General features: G+C 59.9%; 19 protein-coding genes and 1 pseudogene. 15 read left to right on the top strand and 5 right to left on the bottom strand.

The genetic code is table 11. The features are described from left to right. Window positions 1–8 precede the first annotated feature (8 nt). From ACIO0C_RS16320 to ACIO0C_RS16330, 3 genes are all read left to right on the top strand, one after another. Window positions 9–1,379, top strand: coding sequence for a DUF1329 domain-containing protein (locus tag ACIO0C_RS16320; RefSeq protein ID WP_401313729.1), 1,371 nt, complete (start codon window positions 9–11; stop codon window positions 1,377–1,379). Between the two features lie 140 nt (window positions 1,380–1,519). Next, window positions 1,520–4,075 (top strand): LuxR C-terminal-related transcriptional regulator, encoded by a 2,556-nt coding sequence (locus tag ACIO0C_RS16325; RefSeq protein ID WP_401313731.1) that lies wholly within the window; start codon window positions 1,520–1,522, stop codon window positions 4,073–4,075. A gap of 193 nt (window positions 4,076–4,268) precedes the next feature. After that, window positions 4,269–6,710, top strand: coding sequence for a dermonecrotic toxin domain-containing protein (locus tag ACIO0C_RS16330; RefSeq protein ID WP_401313733.1), 2,442 nt, complete (start codon window positions 4,269–4,271; stop codon window positions 6,708–6,710). A 5-nt stretch (window positions 6,711–6,715) separates the two neighbouring features. On the opposite strand, the gene ACIO0C_RS16335 is transcribed toward ACIO0C_RS16330, so the two are convergent. Next, entirely contained in the window at window positions 6,716–7,510 is a 795-nt protein-coding gene (locus tag ACIO0C_RS16335; RefSeq protein WP_401313734.1) for an IclR family transcriptional regulator, read from the bottom strand. Window positions 7,511–7,675: 165 nt separating this feature from the next. On the opposite strand from ACIO0C_RS16335, the gene hmgA reads away from it, so the two are divergent. Genes hmgA through maiA form a run of 3 tightly spaced genes read left to right on the top strand, consistent with a single transcriptional unit; the run spans window position 7,676 to window position 10,936 of the window. After that, entirely contained in the window at window positions 7,676–8,980 is a 1,305-nt protein-coding gene (gene hmgA, locus ACIO0C_RS16340; RefSeq protein WP_401313735.1) for a homogentisate 1,2-dioxygenase, read from the top strand. Window positions 8,981–8,983: 3 nt separating this feature from the next. After that, complete coding sequence (fahA, locus tag ACIO0C_RS16345) at window positions 8,984–10,288, top strand: fumarylacetoacetase (RefSeq protein ID WP_401313737.1); 1,305 nt, start codon at window positions 8,984–8,986, stop codon at window positions 10,286–10,288. Between the two features lie 12 nt (window positions 10,289–10,300). Next, window positions 10,301–10,936 (top strand): maleylacetoacetate isomerase, encoded by a 636-nt coding sequence (maiA, locus tag ACIO0C_RS16350; protein WP_401313739.1) that lies wholly within the window; start codon window positions 10,301–10,303, stop codon window positions 10,934–10,936. Between the two features lie 88 nt (window positions 10,937–11,024). On the opposite strand, the gene ACIO0C_RS16355 is transcribed toward maiA, so the two are convergent. Next, window positions 11,025–11,828, bottom strand: coding sequence for a SirB1 family protein (locus ACIO0C_RS16355; RefSeq protein ID WP_401313741.1), 804 nt, complete (start codon window positions 11,826–11,828; stop codon window positions 11,025–11,027). 183 nt (window positions 11,829–12,011) lie between these two features. Between ACIO0C_RS16355 and ACIO0C_RS16360 the strand changes: the two genes are divergently transcribed. Further along, the gene (locus tag ACIO0C_RS16360; RefSeq protein ID WP_272604677.1) at window positions 12,012–13,031 is read left to right on the top strand and encodes a Glu/Leu/Phe/Val dehydrogenase dimerization domain-containing protein; all 1,020 of its coding nucleotides are present in this window, start codon (window positions 12,012–12,014) and stop codon (window positions 13,029–13,031) included. 186 nt (window positions 13,032–13,217) lie between these two features. Here ACIO0C_RS16360 and ACIO0C_RS16365 read toward each other — a convergent pair. Next, a pseudogene (locus ACIO0C_RS16365) lies at window positions 13,218–13,457 on the bottom strand (YebG family protein); the annotation flags it as partial. Window positions 13,458–13,754: 297 nt separating this feature from the next. Between ACIO0C_RS16365 and ACIO0C_RS16370 the strand changes: the two are divergent. After that, window positions 13,755–14,255, top strand: a complete 501-nt coding sequence (locus ACIO0C_RS16370) for a phosphate-starvation-inducible protein PsiE (RefSeq protein WP_008054441.1) — start codon at window positions 13,755–13,757, stop codon at window positions 14,253–14,255. Here ACIO0C_RS16370 and ACIO0C_RS16375 read toward each other — a convergent pair. After that, window positions 14,252–14,569: a DUF3509 domain-containing protein gene (locus tag ACIO0C_RS16375; protein WP_401313743.1), complete on the bottom strand. Its 318-nt coding sequence runs from the start codon at window positions 14,567–14,569 to the stop codon at window positions 14,252–14,254. The genes ACIO0C_RS16370 and ACIO0C_RS16375 overlap by 4 nt on opposite strands. Window positions 14,570–14,815: 246 nt before the next feature. Then, window positions 14,816–16,192 (bottom strand): L-serine ammonia-lyase, encoded by a 1,377-nt coding sequence (locus tag ACIO0C_RS16380; RefSeq protein ID WP_401313745.1) that lies wholly within the window; start codon window positions 16,190–16,192, stop codon window positions 14,816–14,818. Window positions 16,193–16,327: 135 nt separating this feature from the next. Between ACIO0C_RS16380 and ACIO0C_RS16385 the strand changes: the two genes are divergently transcribed. The 7 genes from ACIO0C_RS16385 to ACIO0C_RS16415 all read left to right on the top strand — a co-directional run bounded on the left by ACIO0C_RS16385 (window position 16,328) and on the right by ACIO0C_RS16415 (window position 21,959). Next, window positions 16,328–17,275 carry a LysR substrate-binding domain-containing protein gene (locus tag ACIO0C_RS16385; protein ID WP_401313747.1) on the top strand — a complete coding sequence of 316 codons (948 nt, stop codon included), beginning with the start codon at window positions 16,328–16,330 and terminating at the stop codon, window positions 17,273–17,275. Between the two features lie 214 nt (window positions 17,276–17,489). Further along, window positions 17,490–17,900 carry an HPF/RaiA family ribosome-associated protein gene (locus tag ACIO0C_RS16390; protein WP_008054445.1) on the top strand — a complete coding sequence of 137 codons (411 nt, stop codon included), beginning with the start codon at window positions 17,490–17,492 and terminating at the stop codon, window positions 17,898–17,900. 292 nt (window positions 17,901–18,192) lie between these two features. Next, the gene (locus ACIO0C_RS16395) at window positions 18,193–18,498 is read left to right on the top strand and encodes a DUF3649 domain-containing protein (RefSeq protein WP_401313749.1); all 306 of its coding nucleotides are present in this window, start codon (window positions 18,193–18,195) and stop codon (window positions 18,496–18,498) included. Beyond that, entirely contained in the window at window positions 18,495–20,075 is a 1,581-nt protein-coding gene (locus ACIO0C_RS16400; protein WP_401313751.1) for a PepSY-associated TM helix domain-containing protein, read from the top strand. Before ACIO0C_RS16395 ends, ACIO0C_RS16400 begins: the two co-directional genes overlap by 4 nt. After that, window positions 20,076–20,402 (top strand): DUF3325 domain-containing protein, encoded by a 327-nt coding sequence (locus tag ACIO0C_RS16405; RefSeq protein WP_401313753.1) that lies wholly within the window; start codon window positions 20,076–20,078, stop codon window positions 20,400–20,402. Window positions 20,403–20,406: 4 nt separating this feature from the next. After that, window positions 20,407–20,973 (top strand): RNA polymerase sigma factor, encoded by a 567-nt coding sequence (locus ACIO0C_RS16410; RefSeq protein ID WP_401313755.1) that lies wholly within the window; start codon window positions 20,407–20,409, stop codon window positions 20,971–20,973. Then, on the top strand, window positions 20,970–21,959 hold the full coding sequence (locus ACIO0C_RS16415; protein WP_401313756.1) for a FecR family protein: 990 nt from the start codon (window positions 20,970–20,972) through the stop codon (window positions 21,957–21,959). The genes ACIO0C_RS16410 and ACIO0C_RS16415 overlap by 4 nt, the downstream gene beginning before the upstream one ends. The last annotated feature ends 89 nt before the right edge of the window (window positions 21,960–22,048 follow it).

The following is a 22,048-nucleotide window of genomic DNA, read 5'->3' on the forward strand; positions in this document are numbered from 1 at the left end:
TGAATTCGATGCGCAAGATGATTCTGCAAATGGGCACCGCCCTGGCCTTGAGTCTGTTGGCCGTCAACGTGATGGCGGCGGTATCGGCCGATGAAGCGAACAAGCTCGGTACCAGCCTTACACCGCTGGGCGCCGAGAAGGCCGGCAATGCCGCGGGCTCGATTCCGCCGTGGACCGGCGGCATTGCAAAAAATGCGGGTGCGGTGGACAGCAAAGGCTTTTTGGCCGACCCGTTCGCCAATGAAAAACCCTTGTTCATCATCACCGCGGCGACGGTGGATCAGTACAAGGACAAGCTGTCCGATGGCCAGGTCGCGATGTTCAAGCGCTACCCCGAGACTTACAAGATTCCGGTCTATCCAAGCCATCGCACAGCGGCGCTGCCCCCGGACGTTTATGAAGCGGCCAAGCGCAGCGCACTGAATGTAACACCCACCAACGACGGTAACGGCCTGGCCAATTTCACCGGCAATCGCTACTACGCCTTTCCGATTCCAAAGAACGGCGTCGAGGTGATCTGGAACCACATCACCCGTTATCACGGCGGCAACCTGCGCCGCACCATTACCCAGGCCACGCCGCAGTCCAACGGTGATTTCACCGTCATCCGCTTCAAGGACGAAGTGGCGGTGCCGTCGCTGCTAGGTGACCTGAAGCCCGGCAGCGATGAAAACGTCCTCAACTATTTCAAGCAGGAAGTGACCGCGCCGGCTCGCCTGGCGGGCAATGTGCTGCTGGTTCACGAAACCCTTGACCAGGTCCAGGAACCACGCAAGGCCTGGATCTACAACGCCGGTCAGCGCCGGGTTCGACGGGCGCCTCAAGTGGCCTATGACGGCGTCGGTACTTCCTCCGACGGGCTGCGGACCACCGACAACTTCGACATGTTTTCTGGCGCGCCGGATCGCTATGACTGGAAACTGATCGGCAAGAAAGAAATGTACATCCCCTATAACAGCTACAAACTTGACTCGCCCGACCTCAAGTACACGGATGTGATCAAGGCCGGGCACATCAATCAGGACCTGACCCGTTATGAGCTGCATCGGGTTTGGGAGGTCGTTGCCACGGTCAAGCCCAATGAGCGGCATGTGTATGCCAAGCGTCATATGTACATTGACGAAGACACCTGGCAAGTAGCCCTGGCCGACCACTACGACGGTCGTGGCCAGCTCTGGCGGGTGGCCGAAGGACACGCGCAGTTCTATTACGATCATCAGGTCCCGGCCTACACCGTCGAAGCGCTGTATGACCTGATCGCCGGTCGTTACATCGCCTTGGGGATGAAGAATGAGGAGAAGCGCAGTTTCGAATTCAACATCGCTGCCAAGGCTGGGGACTACACGCCAGCGGCGCTACGGAGTACAGGTGTGAGGTAGGTTTCCTACAGCGGATACACAAAAAGGTGACCTCGCGGTCACCTTTTTTATAGGGTTCGATAAGTGTGTTGAATACTTCTTCAACAAGCGCACGACAGGGGGCTAGGGTGGCGCCACAACAATAACGAAGGCTCACCACTATGACTGCCATGACGACGTGTCTGGACCGTCCTGGACTCCTGCCCCGGTTGTCTCCCCATCACCTGTACCGCGAGCGTCTGGTCGAGCCGCTGCTGACTTCGACGGCGCGGGTGAAATTGCTCTGTGCACCGGCCGGCAGTGGCAAGAGTGCGCTGCTCGCAGAATGCATGTTGAATGCGCCGGCAAACTGTGAGGTCCGCTGGCTGCCCTTGGCGGGGGAAGCGATGAGTGTGGGTGGCTTTTGCCAGCGCCTGGCGCAAACGCTGGGACTTAAAACGTCGGATGAGTCCGAATTGTTGGAGCATCTGGCGCGTTTACCGACAGCCATCTGGTTGTTTATCGATGACTATTGCCGTGTCCCTGACCCGGAGCTGGACCTGTTGCTCGACCGGTTGCTGGCCGGCAGCAGCCCGATGGTCAGCTGGTGGCTGAGTGGGCGGCGGCGTCCGCAGTGCAACTGGCCACGGTTACTGCTCGATGATGAACTGTATGATTGCGAGTGCGCTGCGCTGGCGTTCGATCAAGGTGAAATCGAAAGGCTGTTGCATCACCTGGAACCGGCCCAGGCCGCGAAAAGTGCCGAGAGGATTTTGCGCCACAGTGGTGGCTGGTGCGCCGGGGTGCGGATTGCGCTGCTGCAAAAATGCGACTGGACACGTCAAGACACGCTCAACGGTCGACCGGATACCCTGCACGACTACCTCGAGCATGAACTCTTCGCCAACCTGACACCGGAACTCGCCGAAGCCTGGCGGGTGCTGGCGCTGTTGCCGCGATTCAATGCCCGGCTCAGCGATCACCTGTTCGGCGCCGGCGAGGGCGCGCAATACTTGAGTGCATTGCAGACGCTGGGCTGTTTCATCGAACCCTGGCAAGACTCGACAGACTGGTTGCAGATTTTCGCTCCACTGGCCCTGTTGATGCGCGATGAACAATGGCCGGCCGCACGCTCCTGGCATCGTCGTGCCTGTCAGTGGTTCGTCGCTGAACAGGACTGGAAGGCCGCGTTCGAACAGGCTTTGCTGGCGCAAGAGTTCGAGGTCGCGGTCAGCCTGTTGCAGCATTTCAGTTTCGAGCAGTTGTTCGAAGAGCAGACCGTGGTACTGCTGCTGCGTTTGCACGAACAACGCGGCGAGGAACTGCTGTTCGGCTCGCCGCAACTGGTCGGGCTGATCACCGCGGCCCTGTTATTTGCCGGGCGCTTCGAGCAGGCGGACGAATGCATCGAACAGTTGTCACGCTTCACACCCCAGCCGTCGGCAACCCTCCAACGGCAATTGATCGCACGTTGGCAGGCTCAACAAGGTTGGCTGCTGCATTTGCAGGGGCGCATGGACGCGTCACGGGCGCACTTTCTCGAGGCGCTGGGCGAACTCGACCCCGAGTGCTGGACTGCCCGGCTGATGTGCCTGTCCGGTTTGACGCAACAGGCCTTGCTGCGGGGCGAACTTGACGTCGCACAGGCGCTTAACCGCGAAGCGTTGTGCCTCGCCCGGGCGCAAGGGTCACTGGTATTCGAGGGCTTGCTGGAACTCGATCACGCCCAGTTGCTCGAGCAGCGCGGAGCCTCCTGCAGGGCCGAAGACCTGCTCGCCAACATGCACAGTCTGCTCTGCCGGCAGCATTCGAATGCCGAACCCCTGTTGGGACGGATCGCCCTGCGTCGTGGCCGATTGAACTTGAGTCTGGGGCGCGAGCAGCAGGCGGCCCTGCACTTCGAGAGCGGCCTGCAGATCTGCTTGCGCAGCCACGACAAGCGAGCGCTGTATGGTTTTCTGGGGTTGGCACAACTGGCGGCCAATCGTCTGGATTACGCCCAGGCTTTCGACCGGCTGCGTGACGCCGAACGATTGATGCAACAACGGTGGATACCCGAGACGGTCTATCGCGGTGTTTTGCTGCACACCAGTATCCATTTCTGGCTGCAACAAAGGCGACCGGAACTGGCTCACCAGGCCCTGACACGGGTGCTGCGTCACTATCACGGCCCAGCTGCACGACAGGCCCCACCGGCAACGCTGGAGATGATCGACGGCCTGGAGTATCTGCTGGTCCTGACCGAGGTTTACCTGGGGCAGGCGCAAACGCCTCTGGAGCGGCTTGAAGCCCAACTGCAACGGGCCAGTCGGCGGGGGATGGCGGCACTGCAAGCGCAATTGCATCTTGCCTTGGCTGAGGTCGCCTGGCTTAAAGGCGACCCGGACCTTGCCCGGCAATCACTGGCGCAAGGATTGACACTGGTTGAGCGGTGCAACCTGCAACAGGCCTTGCGCGATTTGCAGTTGCGCCAGCCGCAGCTGCCGCAAGCCATTGGCCTGGCCGAATCGCGCGATGATCACCAGGCGCCAGGTGCAGCCCAAAACCGCTTGAGCCAGCGTGAAATACAGGTGCTGCAGTTAGTGGCGCAGGGCAACTCCAATCAACAGATTGCCGATCTTTTGTTCATTTCCTTGCATACGGTCAAGACCCACGCGCGACGTATCAACGGGAAGTTGGGCGTGGAGCGCAGAACGCAAGCCGTGGCCAAGGCGAAAGTGTTGGGTATTGTTACTTGATGGGCGAATTGTAAGGCGTTTTGTTTGTTCATGAATGCACACAAGTTTCGGGGTGTACTTCTATGGCTGTAGTGCTTATATGTTTGGAGTCGCCCCGATAGTTTCAGTCGTTCAGTGTGGTTTTTTCTACCCATTGATATTGGGGGCTCAAAGTAAACGACCCGCATAATAATTTATGCAAAAAGGACAGTGCATGGAACTTAATGGATTAACCAATGAATCCGCGTATAAGCTTCAAGAAGAAGTTTTACGCCCCTCCAGGCAAGCACCACAACTGCCGGATTGGCTGCAACGTGCAAGTGAGGAGGATCGCCAGTACTACTTTGATACCGAGCAGTCCGTCACAGAAAGCGAACAGGCGCTGGATGAACTGCTTGGAGAAGTAAAATCCCTCAAGGCGTTCGCCAGATTTCAAGCGCGGGAAGTTGTTCGAATCCTCTGCGGTGAGGTTGTTGACCCGGACCATATTTTCGTCAGCACTCACTACACATTCTTCGTCGGCAAGCAAAAGGTTGTGCAAAGCAATCGCTTGACGCTTCCCGAGTTCATGCTCAACGATTTGCACGGCTCCACCACCCTTCCATTGGAGATCAAACTGGAAGGGCAAGCGTTGCCGTCCGGTGTGACCGCAGAGGATCTTCTGGAGGTGATGGTCGACGCGAGCATGCGCAAATTCTATGCGGAACAATTCGAAAAGAAATACACGGACGAAGCGGTGATTCAAGCGCAACAGATTCTGTTGAGTCGTCGTATACGGCTGAGTTCATTCAGCGCGAAGCTACAAAGGCATATCAGTGACGAGAGCCTGCAGATCGTCGCCATCTCCTCGCAAGGTGATGAGCGTTGTTCCATGGGAGCGCTCTCGTTCGGTGATGCGAAAGGCGCTTTCGAGGGGATGATTGTCTGTTGCGGGCCGCAGGGTGAAGAAGGCCCTTGTGTGCTTTATGCACCGCAGGCCCCGGGTGGCAGGAGCTGGTATGAGTTCGCGAGCTTCAGGCAGTTGAATTTCCATTTGTTCGATTGGACCGCTCAACCCGAAGGGCGCAGTTATCTGAGCCGCCAGGCGCTGGCCAGTGAACGCGCCAGCTTCGACGCGTACATGAGACGTCTCCAGGACCTGCCGAGTCAGTGGTGTGGTATCCAGCGCAGCCCTTGGCCAAACAGCGCAGAGGGTGCATTGCGCCAGGGGGTTATGCTGCATGTCGATTGGTTGCGGGGGGAAATGCAAGCGGTTGTTCCTGCCGGGTATCGTTCGGCCACCGCCACCCAGCGACAATGTTTTGCCCGGCTGAACACCGAGCTCAAAGGTTTGACCCGACTTGCAAGCCGCGAGGCGGCGCTGATCAGTTACGAGGATTTCGCCACTAAGCTGATCAAGAAGCGTGCAGAGGAAGTCCTGGCGCAACACGGCGAAACAGTCGACATAGATCCTGACCTGATTGTGGTGAGGCTTGATGATTCCAGCGAGATGACCTTGTCCCGGATGATCATCGATGAACATCACATTACCGAAGAGAGTGGCCCGGCCCATAACCCCGGAATTTACCCGTCCATTCGTCTATCACCCGGTCATCCACCCGTATCCAGCCTGCTGATCAAGTATTTGCCTGGTTGGTCTAGAACGTTGCGCCCAGGTGAACAGTACATCGCCATGTTGAGGGCTGATTACCTGGATCAGAACGCCCCGGGTTATGCCTTGAAGCGCGACGTCTACGCGGATCTGCGGCGCAATGAAATGCATCGTTCAGCGCTGGAAGCGCTGTTCAATGGTCATCTTGAACGCAAGCAATTTGAGCAGATCGAAGGGCTGATTGATCAGTCGCACGAAGTGGAACCTGACCCAATCTCGCATGTTGAAGATCCCGAGTCCCCTCAACGCGAGGGCCTCTACAGGTTTTATCTGCAAGGTTGCCAGGTCGAGGGCCTTTATATTTTCCGCCTCATGCACAATGGCGTCGCGGATGATCTGCTGTATACCCCCTCTGCACCGGATTGCAGATCGTTCAGGCCCTTGGCCGAGTTTGCCAGATCGGTGAAAACGGCAGGGCTTGGCAGTTATTACAGCAAGCGAGCCAAGTTGACGCAGCAGAAAGTCGTCAGTGCATACCTCGAGAAAGTGAAGCTGCGCAGCATCGAGGACATCCCGCATTTGCAACTCGATAGTCGAGTCCGGGATTTCTCCCGTTGTTACACCGATGCAATGGCTCAGATCATTGACGACGTTGATGCCAAGACGACCAGTCTCGCGGAGATTGTCGGCAAGCTGATATACGACACCGCAGTCGCGGCGGTTACCATTGTCAGTATCCCTTTTGCACCCATCGGGCTCGCGTTAAGTGCTGTCGTGATGACGAAGGCGGTGTTTGAGGGGGCGAAGGCGTTTCAGGAAGGAAGCTACGAGAAGCTGTTCTCAACTTACCTCGATTGCATGATGGAGCTGGCCACGATGCGCATTGGCAAGTTAGGTTTTTCGATGGTGCAGAAGGCCATTGCCAAACAACTCGGCAATGTTAATACCTGCATGGGCGTCATCTCTGCGTGCACCGGCAAAACGGTGGACCTGGCCGTTGTCAGCCAACTGATGAAGGAGTCGCTCGCCGAGCCTGATTCCAGCGAGCAAACGATTTTGATGTAATCCGGCTAGCCGATGACGGTGGGCGGTTCATACCCCATCCGCCAACTCACGGCCCGCGTCGCCGCCAGCAAACGCTGCGCCGCCGGGCCGTTTTCGTCGGCATGAAACAACGAGGCCGGGCCGACAATGGTGACGACTGCCACCACGTGCCCGACGGCGTTGAACACCGGTGCCGACAATGCATCGACACCAGGCATCAACAAACCATGTACATGATGCAAGCCACGGCTGCGGATCTGCCCACATAGCGATTCATAGACCTGGTCATCACCCAGGGGATGAGCGCTGGCCGACAGCAGTTCCTGTTCACGCAACTCCACGGTTTCACGCTTGGGCAGGTACGCGCCAAACACCAGGCCCGTGGAGGAACTGAGCAATGGCAGCACCGACCCCAACTGCGTCACCACCGTCACTGCCCGCACCGCCGGTTCGATATGCACCACGGTAGCGCCCTGATTGCCCCACACCGCCACAAAGCAGGTTTCGTTCAGGTCGTCGCGCAACTCAGCCAACGGCAGGGCGGCGACTTTCAGCACATCCATACTGTTGAGTGCCGCCAATCCGACGCGCAAGGCTTCGCGGCCCAGGCCGTAATGGTTGGTCGCCGCATTCTGTTCGGCAAAGCCACTGGCAATCAGCGCCTGCAAATAGCGGTGAACCTTGCTTGCCGGCATTTGCACGTGTTCGGCCAGGCGCGAGAGTGAAGTCGAGGGTGACAACTCGGCCAAGGCCTTGAGGATGTCGGTACCCACCTCGGCCGAGCGGACTTTCTGTTTACCGTTGCTGTCAGGCTTTTCCATGGAGGCGTTGTGATCCCGGGACGAATGGGCGTCTTTATAGCTTGACGGTCAACGCCAATCAAATTACGTTATGCGTAATTGGATTACGATAAAAATAACCTCGGCGTGCCACGAACTCTGCAGCAGAGCGACCGGCCACTGTCGACTCTCTGTTCAGGAGGCTCCATGAACTCCGATTCAACGACGCCAGCACTGGCTTATCAGTCAGGCTTCGGCAACGAATTCAGCAGTGAAGCATTGCCTGGCGCACTGCCCGTCGGCCAGAACTCCCCGCAAAAAGCCCCTTACGGTCTCTACACCGAACTATTCTCCGGCACCGCGTTCACCATGGCTCGCAGCGAAGCGCGGCGGACGTGGATGTACCGGATTCAGCCTTCGGCCAATCACCCGGCATTCGTCAAGCTCGATCGGCAACTGGCCGGCGGTCCATTGGGCGAAGTGACCCCCAATCGCCTGCGCTGGAACGCGCTGGACATTCCCGCCGAACCGACCGATTTCATCGACGGCCTGGTGAGCATGGCGGCCAACTCCGGCGCGGATAAACCGGCAGGGATCAGCATCTACCAGTACTGCGCTAACCGTTCCATGGAGCGCGTATTCTTCAATGCCGACGGCGAGATGCTGCTGGTGCCGCAACAGGGCCGTCTGCGCATCGCCACCGAACTGGGCGTGCTGGAAGTCGAGCCGCTGGAAATTGCCGTATTGCCTCGCGGGTTGAAATTCCGCGTTGAACTGCTCGATCCGCAAGCGCGCGGTTACATCGCCGAGAACCACGGCGCACCAATGCGCCTGCCGGACCTGGGACCGATCGGCAGCAACGGCCTGGCGAATCCACGTGATTTCCTGACCCCGGTGGCTTGCTACGAAAACCTTCAGCAGCCCACGACCCTGGTACAGAAATTCCTCGGCCAGTTGTGGGGTTGCGAGCTCGATCACTCACCGTTGAACGTGGTCGCCTGGCACGGTAACAACGTGCCGTACAAATATGACCTGCGCCGTTTCAACACCATCGGCTCGGTCAGCTTCGATCACCCGGACCCGTCGATCTTCACGGTGCTGACCTCGCCGACCAGCGTCCACGGCCTGGCCAACCTCGACTTCGTGATCTTTCCGCCACGCTGGATGGTGGCCGAGAACACCTTCCGTCCACCGTGGTTCCACCGCAACCTGATGAACGAATTCATGGGCCTGATCCAGGGCGAGTACGATGCCAAGGCCGAGGGGTTTGTGCCCGGCGGCGCGTCGCTGCACAGCTGCATGAGCGCTCACGGGCCAGACGGCGAGACCTGCACCAAGGCGATCAACGCTGACCTGAAACCTTCGAAAATCGACAACACCATGGCCTTCATGTTCGAGACCAGCCAGGTGCTGCGCCCGAGCCGGTTCGCCCTCGATTGCCCGCAACTGCAAGACAACTACGATGCTTGCTGGGCCACCTTTCCCGCCACTTTCGACCCGACCCGGAGATAACCCATGACGCAAACTTCCATAACTCGCAGCTGGGTTGCCTCGGCCAACGGTCATGCGGATTTCCCGCTGCAAAACCTGCCGCTGGGCGTGTTCAGCGTGAAGGGGGCGGCACCGCGCAGTGGCGTGGCCATCGGCGACCATATCTTCGATCTGGAAGCGGCACTCGATGCCGGCCTGTTCGATGGTGCTGCTAAAGCCGCGGTCGAAGCCACCTGTGGCGGTCAGTTGAACGCATTCTTCGAGCTGGGCCGCGAAGCTCGCGTAGCCTTGCGTGAACGTTTGATCGAGTTGCTCAAGGACGGCAGCACCCTGCACGGCAAGATCGAGGCCCAGGGCGCAAAACTGCTGCCTCTGGCAGCCGATTGCCAGATGCACGTGCCCGCGAAGATCAACGACTACACCGACTTCTACGTCGGCATCGAGCACGCACAGAACGTCGGCAAACTGTTCCGCCCGGACAACCCGTTGCTGCCTAACTACAAGTACGTACCGATCGGCTATCACGGTCGCGCCTCGACCATACGCCCGTCGGGCACCGACGTGCGCCGTCCGAAAGGCCAGACGCTGCCGGCCGGTCAGACCGAGCCGACGTTCGGGCCCTGTGCACGCCTGGACTACGAGTTGGAACTGGGCATTTGGATCGGCCAGGGCAACGACATGGGCGACTCCATAGCCATTGGTGACGCTGCTGACCACATCGCCGGTTTCTGCTTGCTCAATGACTGGTCGGCGCGTGACATCCAGGCATGGGAATACCAGCCGCTGGGTCCATTCCTGTCGAAGAGTTTCATCACCAGCATTTCACCGTGGGTCGTGACCGCCGAAGCGCTGGAACCGTTCCGCCTCGCCCAGCCGGCACGTCCGGAAGGCGATCCGCAGCCGCTGCCGTACCTGTTCGATAAACGCGATCAAGCTGCTGGCGCGTTCAACATCGAGCTGGAAGTGCTGTTGCTCACCGAAGCCATGCGCGAGCAGAACCTGCCGGCCCATCGCCTGGCCCTGAGCAACTCGAAACACATGTATTGGACCGTGGCGCAGCTGGTTGCGCATCACAGTGTCAATGGCTGCCAGTTGCAGGCCGGCGACCTTTTCGGTTCGGGCACCTTGTCGGGGCCGCAAAACGACCAGCTCGGCAGCCTCCTGGAAATCACCGAGGGCGGTAAAAAGCCGATCGAACTGGCCTCGGGCGAAGTGCGTAAATTCCTCGAGGACGGCGATGAAATCATCCTGCGTGGCCGTTGCAGCCGCGAAGGGTTTGCGTCCATCGGTTTCGGCGAATGCCGCGGCAAAGTGTTGCCGGCTCGCTAAGGGGATCGGTTCATGGAACTCCATACCTACTACCGCTCGACATCGTCGTATCGGGTACGGATTGCGCTGGCGTTGAAGGGCCTGGATTACCAGGCGCTGCCAGTCAATCTGATCGCGCCATCTGGTGGCGAGCATCGCCAGCCAGCGTACCTGGGCATTAACCCGCAAGGCCGCGTGCCGGCGTTGCGCACCGATGAAGGCGAGCTGCTGATTCAGTCACCGGCGATCATCGAGTACCTTGAGGAACGTTATCCACAGGTGCCGCTGCTGTCCAAAGATCTTGTTGCCCGCGCACGTGAGCGTGGCGTGGCGGCGCTGATCGGCTGCGATGTGCATCCGCTGCACAATGTCAGCGTGCTCAATCGGCTGCGCCAGTTGGGCATTGATGAACCGCAGGTTGTCGAGTGGATCGGGCACTGGATAAGCCAGGGGCTGGCAACCGTGGAGCAGTTGATTGGCGATGAGGGGTACTGCTTTGGTTCGCAGCCCGGGTTGGCGGATGTGTACTTGATTCCACAGTTGTACGCCGCCGAGCGCTTCAACATTTCCCTTGAGGCTTATCCGCGAATCCGCCGGGTAGCGGCGCTGGTGGCCAGCCACCCGGCGTTCATCAAGGCGCATCCGGCTAACCAGCCCGACACTCCCTGATAGAAGCAGGATCAAAAGATCGCAGCCTGCGGCAGCTCCTATAGGGATCTCATGTAGGGGCTGCCGTAGGCTGCGATCTTTTTTGCTTTTAATGAACGATGGAGTTGGGTGGCAAATGCCCCAGTCGCTCAGTCAGGCGAATCCGCTGGATCGGATCGTCGCTGAGCAGCAGCGCATGTTCCAGGTCGAAGCGCTCGGCATTCGGGCAGTCCAGGCGTTGGTAGAGGCTGGCCCGGGCCAGGTAGTCGGAGGCACTGGCGTTGCCGAGCTCCAGCACGCGTTCGGCGTCGATCAACGCGCCAATGTAATCGTCGTGGGAAAGATGCAGCTGGCGCAAATTGCGTGACAGTCTTTGGAGCATTTGCGCGGGGTCGGCGGTGACCATGTGCTCAGCGTTAAGCTGCATGTTCGGGCCGTACTGGCGGTGCAGCAGTTCCCGGCAATCGTTGGGATACAGGCGCCGGCCGCCGCAGGGGTCAAGCAGATGATCGGCGCCTGGCACCCGCAGCAGCAAATGCCCCGGGAAGTTGACGCCGACCAGCGGAATCTCGAGGCCTCTGGCCAGTTCCAGGGCTATAAGCCCCAGGGCCAGCGGTTGTCCGCGGCGGCGCTCCAGGACTTTATCGAGTAATGCCACTTGCGGTCGCAAGGGGGCGAAGTCGTCCTGAGCGAACCCCAACTCAACCATGCGCCTGAGCAACGGTTGCGCCAACTCGCTCACGGGCAGCATCGGCAAGCCGCCACTGATCCGCAGCTGCAGCTCTTTGAAGTGCGCCAACACAGCCTCGGGATTAACCTGATTGTCATGTTCGACGGCAATCCATAGCGCCGCCTCGAACAGCGCAGGCGGTGATCGTTGCAGGCAGGCGAAAAACGATTGGCGCGGCGTCATGAAAATCTCCGGGCTATGCCTCGTTTTAGACCGGTCTTTGCCATTCGTCCAGTACCGCACAGAGCCCAGTTTCGGTTATTTCCTAAAGCTTGCATGGCGCCTTTGCTTATGCCGGTGCGCTTCTGCAATTTTTGTGCGCAAGCCTATACTGGCGACTACAAGAAGTGATTCGGGAGCCTTACGATGTTCGCTCTCATGCAAAGCACTCGCCTTGAATCGCTACATCTTAGCGTCGACCCGGCCACCGGGTTGAAGGCGGTGATTGCCATTCATAACAGCCGTTTGGGGCCTGCTCTGGGCGGTTGCCGTTATCTTGCCTATCCCAGCGACGAGTCTGCAGTCGAGGATGCGGTGCGCCTTGCCCAAGGCATGAGTTACAAGGCGGCCCTGGCCGGCCTGGCCCAGGGCGGCGGCGTGGCGGTGATCATTCGCCCCGTTCACGTGGCCGATCGTGCTGCGCTGTTTGAAGCGTTCGGGCGCTGCATCAATCAGCTCGACGGGCGCTACATCACCGCCATCGACAGTGGCACCTCGGTGGCGGACATGGATTGCATCGCCCAGCAGACCCAGCACGTCACCAGCACCACCTCGGCGGGCGACCCCGCGCCGCACGCGGCGATGGGTGTGTTCACCGGCATACGCGCCACGGCGATGGCCCGGTTGGGCAGCGATAACCTCGAAGGCCTGCGCGTCGCCATCCAGGGCCTGGGCAACGTCGGATTTGCCCTGGCAGAGCAGTTGCACGCCGCCGGGGCCGAATTGCTGGTCAGCGACATTGACCATGGCAAGGTACAACTGGCGATGGAACAACTCGGCGCGCACCCGATTGCCAATGACGCATTACTCAGTACGCCTTGCGACATTCTTGCTCCCTGCGGTCTGGGCGGGGTGCTGAACAGCCACAGCGTGACGCAACTACGCTGTTCGGCAGTGGCCGGTTCGGCGAATAACCAACTGACCCATCTGGACGTCGCCGATCAACTGGAGCGGCGGGGCATCCTGTATGCGCCGGATTATGTGATCAACGCCGGTGGATTGATCTATGTCTCGCTCAAGCATCGTGGCGAAGAGCTGGGCACTATCACCGCGCACCTGTCGAAAATCAGTTCGCGACTCACCGAAGTCTTCGCCCACGCCCAGGCGGAAAAACGCTCACCGGCCCGAGTGGCGGACGAGTTGGCGGAGAAAGTGCTGTATCGATAAAAAAGATCAAAAGATCGCAGTCTGCGGCAGCTCCTACACAACGGACGTCGCTTACTTGGCTGTTTTCGCAGCCTTGGCAGGCTTGGCCGGAGCAACGGGCGCAGCAACGCTTGTCTCTTCAACAGCAACAGGTGCTTCAACAGGAGCCACTGCCACCGGCTGCGCAACTTCTGCTGGCGCTGTGAGCAGTTCGGACAAGGCGTCCGGCTGGCTCTTGAACGCCTTGGCGAACACGTCGCGGTTCTTCGCCATGTAGATCCCGACTTCTTCCACTTGCTGTTCGGTCAGGGACGGAACGGCTTTTTGCAACACGTCAGCCAGCAACTCGGCCAGTTCGAGCATTTTGTCATGACGGTCAGCTTCGGCTTTATCCATGAACAAGCGCTCCAGATCTCGGCTGCTGCGGTATACCACTTCGACGGCCATTCACCACCTCACATGCCTTCAAATTTGTTTGTCTGATTCGACTACTGTATCTATATACAGCAAAGGATAAGCGAATCCTTGGGGTTTGGGTAGTGGCTTTTTAATGTAGGCCGGTTTCGAGGTTTTTCAGGCCTCGGGCATTGGTAGCTTGGTAAAGAAAGGTTAGCTGCGACCAAACGCCACGGAGCAGAATCCGAGGCGGCTCGCCATCATGGTACTGGCCTTGTTTCTGCATGCAGAACAACCGTCACGTCCAACCTGCATTATCCGGTCGAGCCGACCTAAGGAAGCATCATCGTGAAAATCAACTGGGCCGAAAAACTGCGGCAGAACGTGCATGAACTGGCCGAGTCACTGGGCAACCTGTTCGTCGAAACCTTCCACTACCTGGCGCTGTTCGCTATTGGTGCGGTGACCGCGTGGGCTGCGGTGATGGAGTTTCTCGGGATGCTCGAGCAGGGGCATATCAAGATCGACGACATCCTGCTGCTGTTCATTTACCTGGAACTGGGTGCGATGGTCGGGATTTACTTCAAGACCAATCACATGCCGGTGCGTTTCCTGATCTACGTGGCGATCACGGCACTTACGCGGCTACTGATTTCCAACGTGTCCCATCACAATCCACCGGACCTGGGGATCATCTACCTGTGCGGCGGGATCCTGCTGCTGGCGTTTGCAATTCTGGTGGTGCGCTACGCCTCCTCGCAATTTCCCTCGGTGAAGATCGAGCACCCGCACCGTAAGACCGGTGCGGGCTCGGGTGAACATCCGGAAGTGGAGAAGGGCGAGCTTTAAAGCCTGACGGCCGGGCGCGGCCGGTTTTTCAGCGGCGGTGGCGGCAGGCTGTGCGTGCCGCCATCGGTCATGGCTTCGAGGATGGCCACCGCGCTGTGGCCCTGTTCGATGGCAATGCCGAACTGAATGCTTTGCACCAGGCGTTTGAGGCGTTGCGGGTCGTTGCGTTGCTCGGCGCTGATCATGCGCTTTGCGACTACGCGGCCATTGTTGGACAGGGTCAGCATGATGCTGCCATCCAGACCCTGAATGCTCAGGTTGATCTGATAGTCCGCTGCAAAAGCATCGGTAATGAGCTGAAAAGGGTTGTCCATGATGCGTCACCGCTTGATTGAACGTGCAGTTGTTGACCGACCGTGATCGGGTTGGTTCGCAACGCCAGATCACCGGCCATTTTCTCGTCAATATCGCCATCAATGTTCCAAGGGGGATATAGCAAGGGGCATGCCGGAAAGATTGTCAGATAAGAAACGCGCGTAAAAACAACGCGGGCACGATGGCCCACGTTGTTTTTTCTAGCCCGTTTCAGGGCACTGACCGTCCGCGTGCCACCAATCCGGTCAACATTCCACCCAACTCACCGCCAGACCACCGCGTGATGTCTCTTTGTACTTGTCGTGCATGTCGGCACCGGTATCGCGCATGGTGCGGATCACCCGGTCCAGGGAGATGAAGTGTTTGCCGTCGCCGCGCAGGGCCATTTGCGTGGCGTTGATCGCCTTTACCGCAGCAATTGCGTTGCGCTCGATGCACGGCACTTGCACCAGCCCGCCGACCGGGTCGCAGGTGAGGCCGAGGTTGTGTTCAAGGCCAATCTCGGCGGCGTTTTCCAATTGCTCCGGTGTGGCACCGAGCACGTCTGCCAGGCCGGCGGCGGCCATGGCGCAGGCAGAGCCGACTTCCCCCTGACAGCCGACTTCGGCGCCGGAGATCGAGGCGTTTTTCTTGCACAGAATGCCGACGGCAGCCGCGCCCAAGAAGAACGCCACGACGTCGTCGTCCGACGCGTCGGGGTTGAATTTCATGTAGTAATGCAACACCGCCGGAATGATCCCCGCAGCGCCGTTGGTCGGTGCGGTCACCATGCGACCACCGGCGGCGTTTTCTTCGTTCACGGCGAGGGCGTACAGGTTCACCCACTCCATGGCCGACAGGGTCGAAGTGATGACGTTCGGCTTGCCGATTTCCAACAAGCTGCGGTGCAATTTCGCCGCACGTCGCGGCACATTCAGGCCGCCAGGAAGAATGCCTTCGTGCTCCAGCCCCTGCTCCACGCACTCGCGCATCACCGACCAGATATGCAGCAAGCCATGGCGTATTTCCTCGTCACTGCGCCAGGCCCGTTCGTTGGCCATCATCAACTGGCTAACGCGCAGGCCGTGCTGGTTGCAGAGCTTGAGCAGTTCGGCGGCGCTGGAAAAGTCGTAGGGTAAATCGACGTCGCGAGCCGGTGAAATCCCCGACTCGGCTTCTGCCGCCTCGATGATGAAACCACCACCGACCGAGTAGTAGGTCTGCTCGAACAGCTCGCCGGTTTCACCGAAGGCTGTCAGGGACATGGCGTTGGGGTGGTAGGGCAAACTCTCGTCGAGCAGCAGGAGATCGCGTGACCAGTTGAAGGCAATGCTCGCTTGGCCTGCCAGCAATAACTCGCCAGTTTCACGCAAGGCATGGATCCGGCTGTCGATGGTGGAGGGATCGATACGGTCCGGCCATTCGCCCATCAGCCCCATGACGCAGGCCCGGTCGGTGGCGTGACCGACACCGGTTGCCGACAGGGAGCCGTACAGGCGGATTTCCACTCGCCGTACGTCCGTCACGCAACCCTGGTCCACCAACGCCTGGGCGAAGGTCGCGGCAGCACGCATGGGACCGACGGTATGGGAGCTGGACGGGCCGATGCCGACTTTGAAGAGATCGAAAACACTGATAGCCATGCTAAAGCCTATTCCTGCAATGGAAGATGAATCGCCGCCATTTCTGTAGGACAAGCGCAATTTAAGCGATACTGCCTCTCTCAGTCCTACGTGACCAACGAAACTTCCTAAGACAGCCTTTAGCAGGACTAAACGATGAGCCGTCAATTACACGCCCAGACTTACGTCTGGCTGCAGGTGTTTTCCTGTGCCGCGCGGCACTTGTCGTTCACCCGTTGCGCCGAAGAACTGCACATCACGCCGGGGGCGGTCAGCCAGCAGATTCGGCAACTGGAAGAGCGCCTGGGGTTTCGCCTGTTTCATCGGCGTGCCCGGGGTGTGGAGCTGAGCGCCGAGGGCCAGCGACTGGCCATTACGGTCAACGAGGCCTACGGCAGCATCGACGCGGAATTGCGCCGGCTGGACGCAGGCATGATCAGCGGCACGCTGCGCGTGCGGTCGATTCCGTCGTTTCTGAGCAAGTGGCTGACACCACGCCTGCCGCGCTTGCAGCAGCGCTTCCCGGACATCCAGCTGCGCCTGGTCGCCGAAGACAGCAGCGTGCCGTTGCACGAAGGCGATTTCGACCTGGCCATCGATCTGAATGACGGCAGCTACCCCGGTTTGTTATCCACAGCCTTGCTCGACGAGCAGATTTTCCCGGTGTGTGCCCCAGGCCTGTTGCGTGGTCGTCCGCCGTTGCATGGTCCGGCGGACCTGCTGCATTTTCCGTTGCTGCATGACATCACTGCCTGGCGCGGCAGTTACGAATACGCGGAATGGGAGTTCTATCTCGATGCCATCGGCTTCGAAGGTGCTGACGTGCGGCGCGGGCATACCTTCAACCGCAATCACTTGACCATCGAGGCGGCCATCGCCGGGATGGGCGTGGCGATCGCACGGCGTACGCTGCTCAATGACGAGCTGGAGCGGGGCGCATTGATCGTACCGTTCGGTTTGGCGGTGCCCAATCACAAGCGCTACATGGTGCTCTACGCGCCGGGGGCGTTGAGCCATCCAGGCGTGCGTGCGGTGCATGACTGGCTGGTGGAGGAGGCGGGGATCTTTCGTGGCCTGCACCCGCTGGGGGAGCGGCAGATGTGAGCAATTATTTCGTAAGAGCGGGGCGACCCAATTCCCGACCTTAACAGTGCTTTTGCCAGTTGTCCGGCTTTTTTTGCGATTAGATATTTATCTTTTTTTAGGGGTTGAATTGTTCATCGTACAGACCGATTGTGTAAGTAAGAGGTCACGGTGATGACGCCCAAGGGCTTAGCTGACCGGCCTCTCGCGAGCTAGCTGAAATAAGGGATGAACTATGCAAATCCAAGTCAATAGCGATAACCATATTCAAAGCAGCATCCGACTGGAGGAGTGGGTACGAACCACCATTGAGAGCACGCTCGAACGTTATGAGGAGGACCTGACCCGCGTCGAGGTTCACCTGCGGGACGAAAACGGCGACAAGCCTGGTCCCCATGATTTGCGCTGTCAGCTGGAAGCGCGGCCAAAAGGCCACCAACCGATTTCTGTCACCCATAAAGCCGCCAGCCTGGAACTGGCGATCGACGGAGCCGCCGAGAAACTCGAACACGCCCTTGAACACCTGTTCGGCAAACTGCGCGGCAAACCACGCGCTGCCGTGGTGCCTTTCGAGCGCAGGCCTCACGCCGACAAGCTGCTGGAAGAAGAGTTTCTTGAAAACGAACAGGCTGCGCAAAACGCTTGATGCCTGATTCACCTTCCCAATGAAAACGGGCCTGCCATGCAGGCCCGTTTTGTTTTTGATCGTTCCCACGCGCAGCAAAGGAATGCAGTCCGGGACGCTCCGCGTCCCTTCAAAGCCGAACGCTGAGCGTCCGTAGATGCATTTCCACGCAGAGCGTGGGAACGATCCATACGCCCGTCTCCCCCAGTCGATTTCGCCCTACAGCTTTGCGTATGAGAATATTTATCATTAGTATTGCGCCTTGCTGGCCCCGTGACGTTCATGCGGCCTCACCCGCTTTCAAGGTCGCGACATGAAAACCACAAGCCCCACGCTCCCCATTTCCTATCGACTGGCGGTCACCTCGCGGGTGCTGGCGGCTGTGTTCGGCGGGTACCTCGTGACGGCGTTGGCCAGTGTTTGCCTCACGCTTTGGGCGCCAATGGCCCGTACCGACGCGGTAGTGACCGGGATGATGAGCTCATTTGTGGTCTATCTGCTGGCGGTGATCTGGTGCTTTGCCTGCCGCACGGCATGGCGGGCGTGGTTCGGATTGATCGTGCCATCTGTGATGCTGGCGGCGGCAGCGGGCCTGGCGTACTGGATGGAGCGGTCATGAAAGAGGGCTTTCGCCAGGCGATGGCCTGGCTGCACACCTGGGCCGGCTTGATCTTCGGCTGGCTGCTGTTTGCGATTTTCCTGACCGGTACGCTGGCTTATTTCAAGGACGAAACCAATCACTGGATGCAGCCGGAAATCCCTGCCCGGTCAGTGTCCACCGAAGCCAGCCTGGCCCTGGCCCAGGCCTGGCTTGTGCAACACGCCCCGGGCGCTGCGCGCTGGATCATTGATTTGCCGGGAGCCCGTGATCCACGCCTGTCAGTGCGCTGGCAACCGACGCCGGCCAAGCCCGGTACGCGCGGCCAGCTCACGGAAAAGTTCCTCGACCCGCAAACCGGAAATGAAGTGCAGGGCCGCGATACCCGGGGCGGCGAGTTCTTCTATCGCTTCCACTTTCAACTGCAAATGCCTTATCCGTGGGGCCGCTGGTTGTCGACCCTCGCGGCCATGGTGATGTTTGTCGCGCTGATCAGCGGCATCATCACCCACAAGAAAATCTTCAAGGACTTCTTTACCTTCCGTCCGCGCAAGGGCCAGCGTTCCTGGCTCGACGGGCATAACGCGGTGGGTGTGCTGGTGTTGCCCTTCCACCTGATGATTACCTACAGCAGCCTGGTGATCTTCATGGCGATGGTGATGCCGGCGAGCATGCTGGCGGCGTACAAGGGCGATGCCCAAGGCTTTTACAGCGAAGTGTTTCCGGCTGCCGATACGCCGCCACCGGCTGGCCAACCCGCTCCGTTGGTGGCGTTGGCGCCTTTGCTGGAGCAGGCGCGCGAGCAGTGGGCAGGCGGGAGGGCCGCACGCTTGACGGTGAGCAATCCTGGCGATGCGAATGCGTCGGTGGTTCTGGCCCGGGAAAGCGCGGACCGGGTGGTCTACGACTATGGCAGCGCCGTGACCTTCAATGGCGTGTCCGGGCAACTGCTCGACTCGACACCGCCACGAACGCTGCCCATGGCGATTGCGGGCGGGTTCTATGGCTTGCACATGGGGCATTTTGCCGGCCCGGTGTTGCGCTGGCTGTATTTCATCTGCGGCCTGGCGGGCACGGCGATGATCGGCACGGGGCTGGTGATCTGGCTCGGCAAACGCCAGCTCAAGCATGCCAAGTGCGGTGTGATGCCGTTCGAATTGCGCCTGGTGGAGGTCCTTAACATTGCCAGCATGGCGGGGTTGCTGGTCGCCGTCGCCGTGTTCTTCTGGGCCAACCGATTGCTGCCGGTCGAGATGGCCGGTCGGGCGGATTGGGAAGTCAACAGCTTCTTTGTGGTGTGGGGCCTGAGCCTTCTGCATGCCATGGTTCGCCCAGGCCGCGCCGCCTGGGTGGAGCAATTGACGCTGGCGGCGACGCTGTTCGGCGCAGTGCCGTTGCTCAACGCCTTGACCACGCCCTACCCCCTTGGCGTCACGCTCGCAGAGGGGGATTGGGCCATGGCCGGTTTTGATCTGGCGTGCCTGGCCAGCGGTCTGTTGCTCGGTTGGGCCGCCTGGAAAATGCAACGTGCAGGGCGGGCTGAAGTCCGTGGGCAGCAACGGGCCCGATCGACCCACCTTGAGCACGAGGCAAACTGAATGTTGCTGACCTCACTGCTCTGCTACGCCGGTTTCACGGCACTGTGTTTATCGATGGATCGGCATCATGCCGACTTGCTGGGGCGCAAACCGCCGCGCCGCTTACGCCAGGGATTGAAGCTGGCTGGCGGGATATTGTTGACCTTGTCACTCTGGGCTGCGGTGTCGGTCACAGGCGGGGGGCTGGGCCTGGTGGAGTGGTGCGCGGTGCTGATGCTCAGTGCCTTGCTGCTGGTGTTGTTGCTGCCGTATCGCCCGCGCCTGGCGTTGGCGCTGGCCGGGGCGAGCCTGTTGGCCAGCCCGATTGCCGCCATGGCGCAGTACTGAATCGATGACGCCTCCCGAATCTCCCGAGATCGAGCACGCCGAACCACGCGGCGACCGTGCGCATTTTCTAAAGGTGTTTCTCTCCCAGCGTTCGCAAATGGAAGCGCTGGTGAGTCGTCGCGTCGGTTGCCGGGCGACGGCGGCGGACCTGGTGCAAGACTTGTTCGTGCGGTTTTGGCGACGACCCCTGGTGCAAGTTGAAGAACTCAGCACCTATCTGTTGCGCTGCGCCGGCAACATCGCCATCGACCACTTGCGCAGCGAAGGCACGCGGGTGCGGGCCAACGAAGGTTTGATGGCTGAACCGGCAGACAGAATGGGCTGCGAGCCGCAAGCAGCGCTGGAGGCAGGCAACGATCTACGCCACGTCGAAGCGGCGTTGCGCGCGTTACCTGCGCGCACGCGGCAGATCTTTTTGCTCAACCGCATCCATGGCCGCAAGTACGCCGAGATCGCCAAGGCCATGGGCCTGTCCCAGAGTGCCGTGGAAAAACATATGATGCGCGCGCTCGAGGCCTGCAAGGCCAGCCTGCGCGAATCCGCGCCGCGCACGCCAGGGAAAGCACAGTGAATAGCATCGAACGCGTCATGCCGACGCCCGCTCAGGAGCAACAAGCGCTGGCCTGGCTGAGTCTGTTGCACGACCAGCCCACCAGCGGCGATCAAGCCAACTTCAGTCAGTGGTTGCAGGCCGACCCCGCTCATGCCGAGGCGTATGCCCGTGCGCAAGTGCTGTGGGAGTTGAGCGAAGTGCCGGCGCGCGCGCTCGCCGATGAGGACGCGCTGGCCTTGCAGGGTTACCTCAACGCCATGAATCGCTCACGGCGCAGCAACGTTCGGCGTTGGTCGGGTGCGCTGGCCATGGCGGCTTGCCTGCTGCTGATGATCAGCCTCGGCAGCGGTCGGCAGCCGGTGCGTTGGGTCGACGACTTGGGCGCCGATTATGTCTCGGCGCCGGGGGAAATCCGCACCGTCACCCTGGCCGATCAATCGCAGGTCACCCTGGATGCCGACAGTGCGATTGCCGTGGATTTCAGTGCTGGTGAGCGGCATGTACAGGTGCGCCGCGGTGCCGGATTTTTCAATGTGACCCATACCGGGGAGCCGTTTGTGGTCGACGCCGAGAAGGGCCAGGCGCGGGTGCTCGGCACCCAGTTCGAAGTGCGACTGCAGCCCCGTGGGGCGCAGGTAACGGTGCTGTCGGGTCGGGTTGGCGTAACGGCCGACAAGAACGCGGAGCAGCAGATCCTGACGGCCGGCCAGCAAGTGGCTTACGGCGAAGGCTCAGCGGAAAATCTCCACGCGGTGGACAGCGAAGCGCAGTTGGGCTGGCGCCAGGGATGGCTCACTTACTACAAGGCGACGCTGGCCGATGTAGTTGAGGATCTGCGGCGTTATTACCCGGGGCGAATCGTGTTGCTTAATGATGAGCTGGCCAAGCGCAAGGTCAGTGGCAGCTTTCCGAGCAAGGACCCGCAGGCGGTGCTGAGTTCGTTACAGGGTGTGTTGGGGTTTGAGCAGCACCAGGTTCTGGGGCATCTGATTATTTTGCGCTGACATGAGTCAAAAGATTTTCAACTTTCTACTGAGGTAAAACCGAACGCCATCCGTGTAGTGACTGAAACTGCGAGTCATTCGCATCCGTT

This window comes from Pseudomonas sp. NPDC087336 (assembly GCF_044744285.1).
GTDB lineage: Bacteria > Pseudomonadota > Gammaproteobacteria > Pseudomonadales > Pseudomonadaceae > Aquipseudomonas.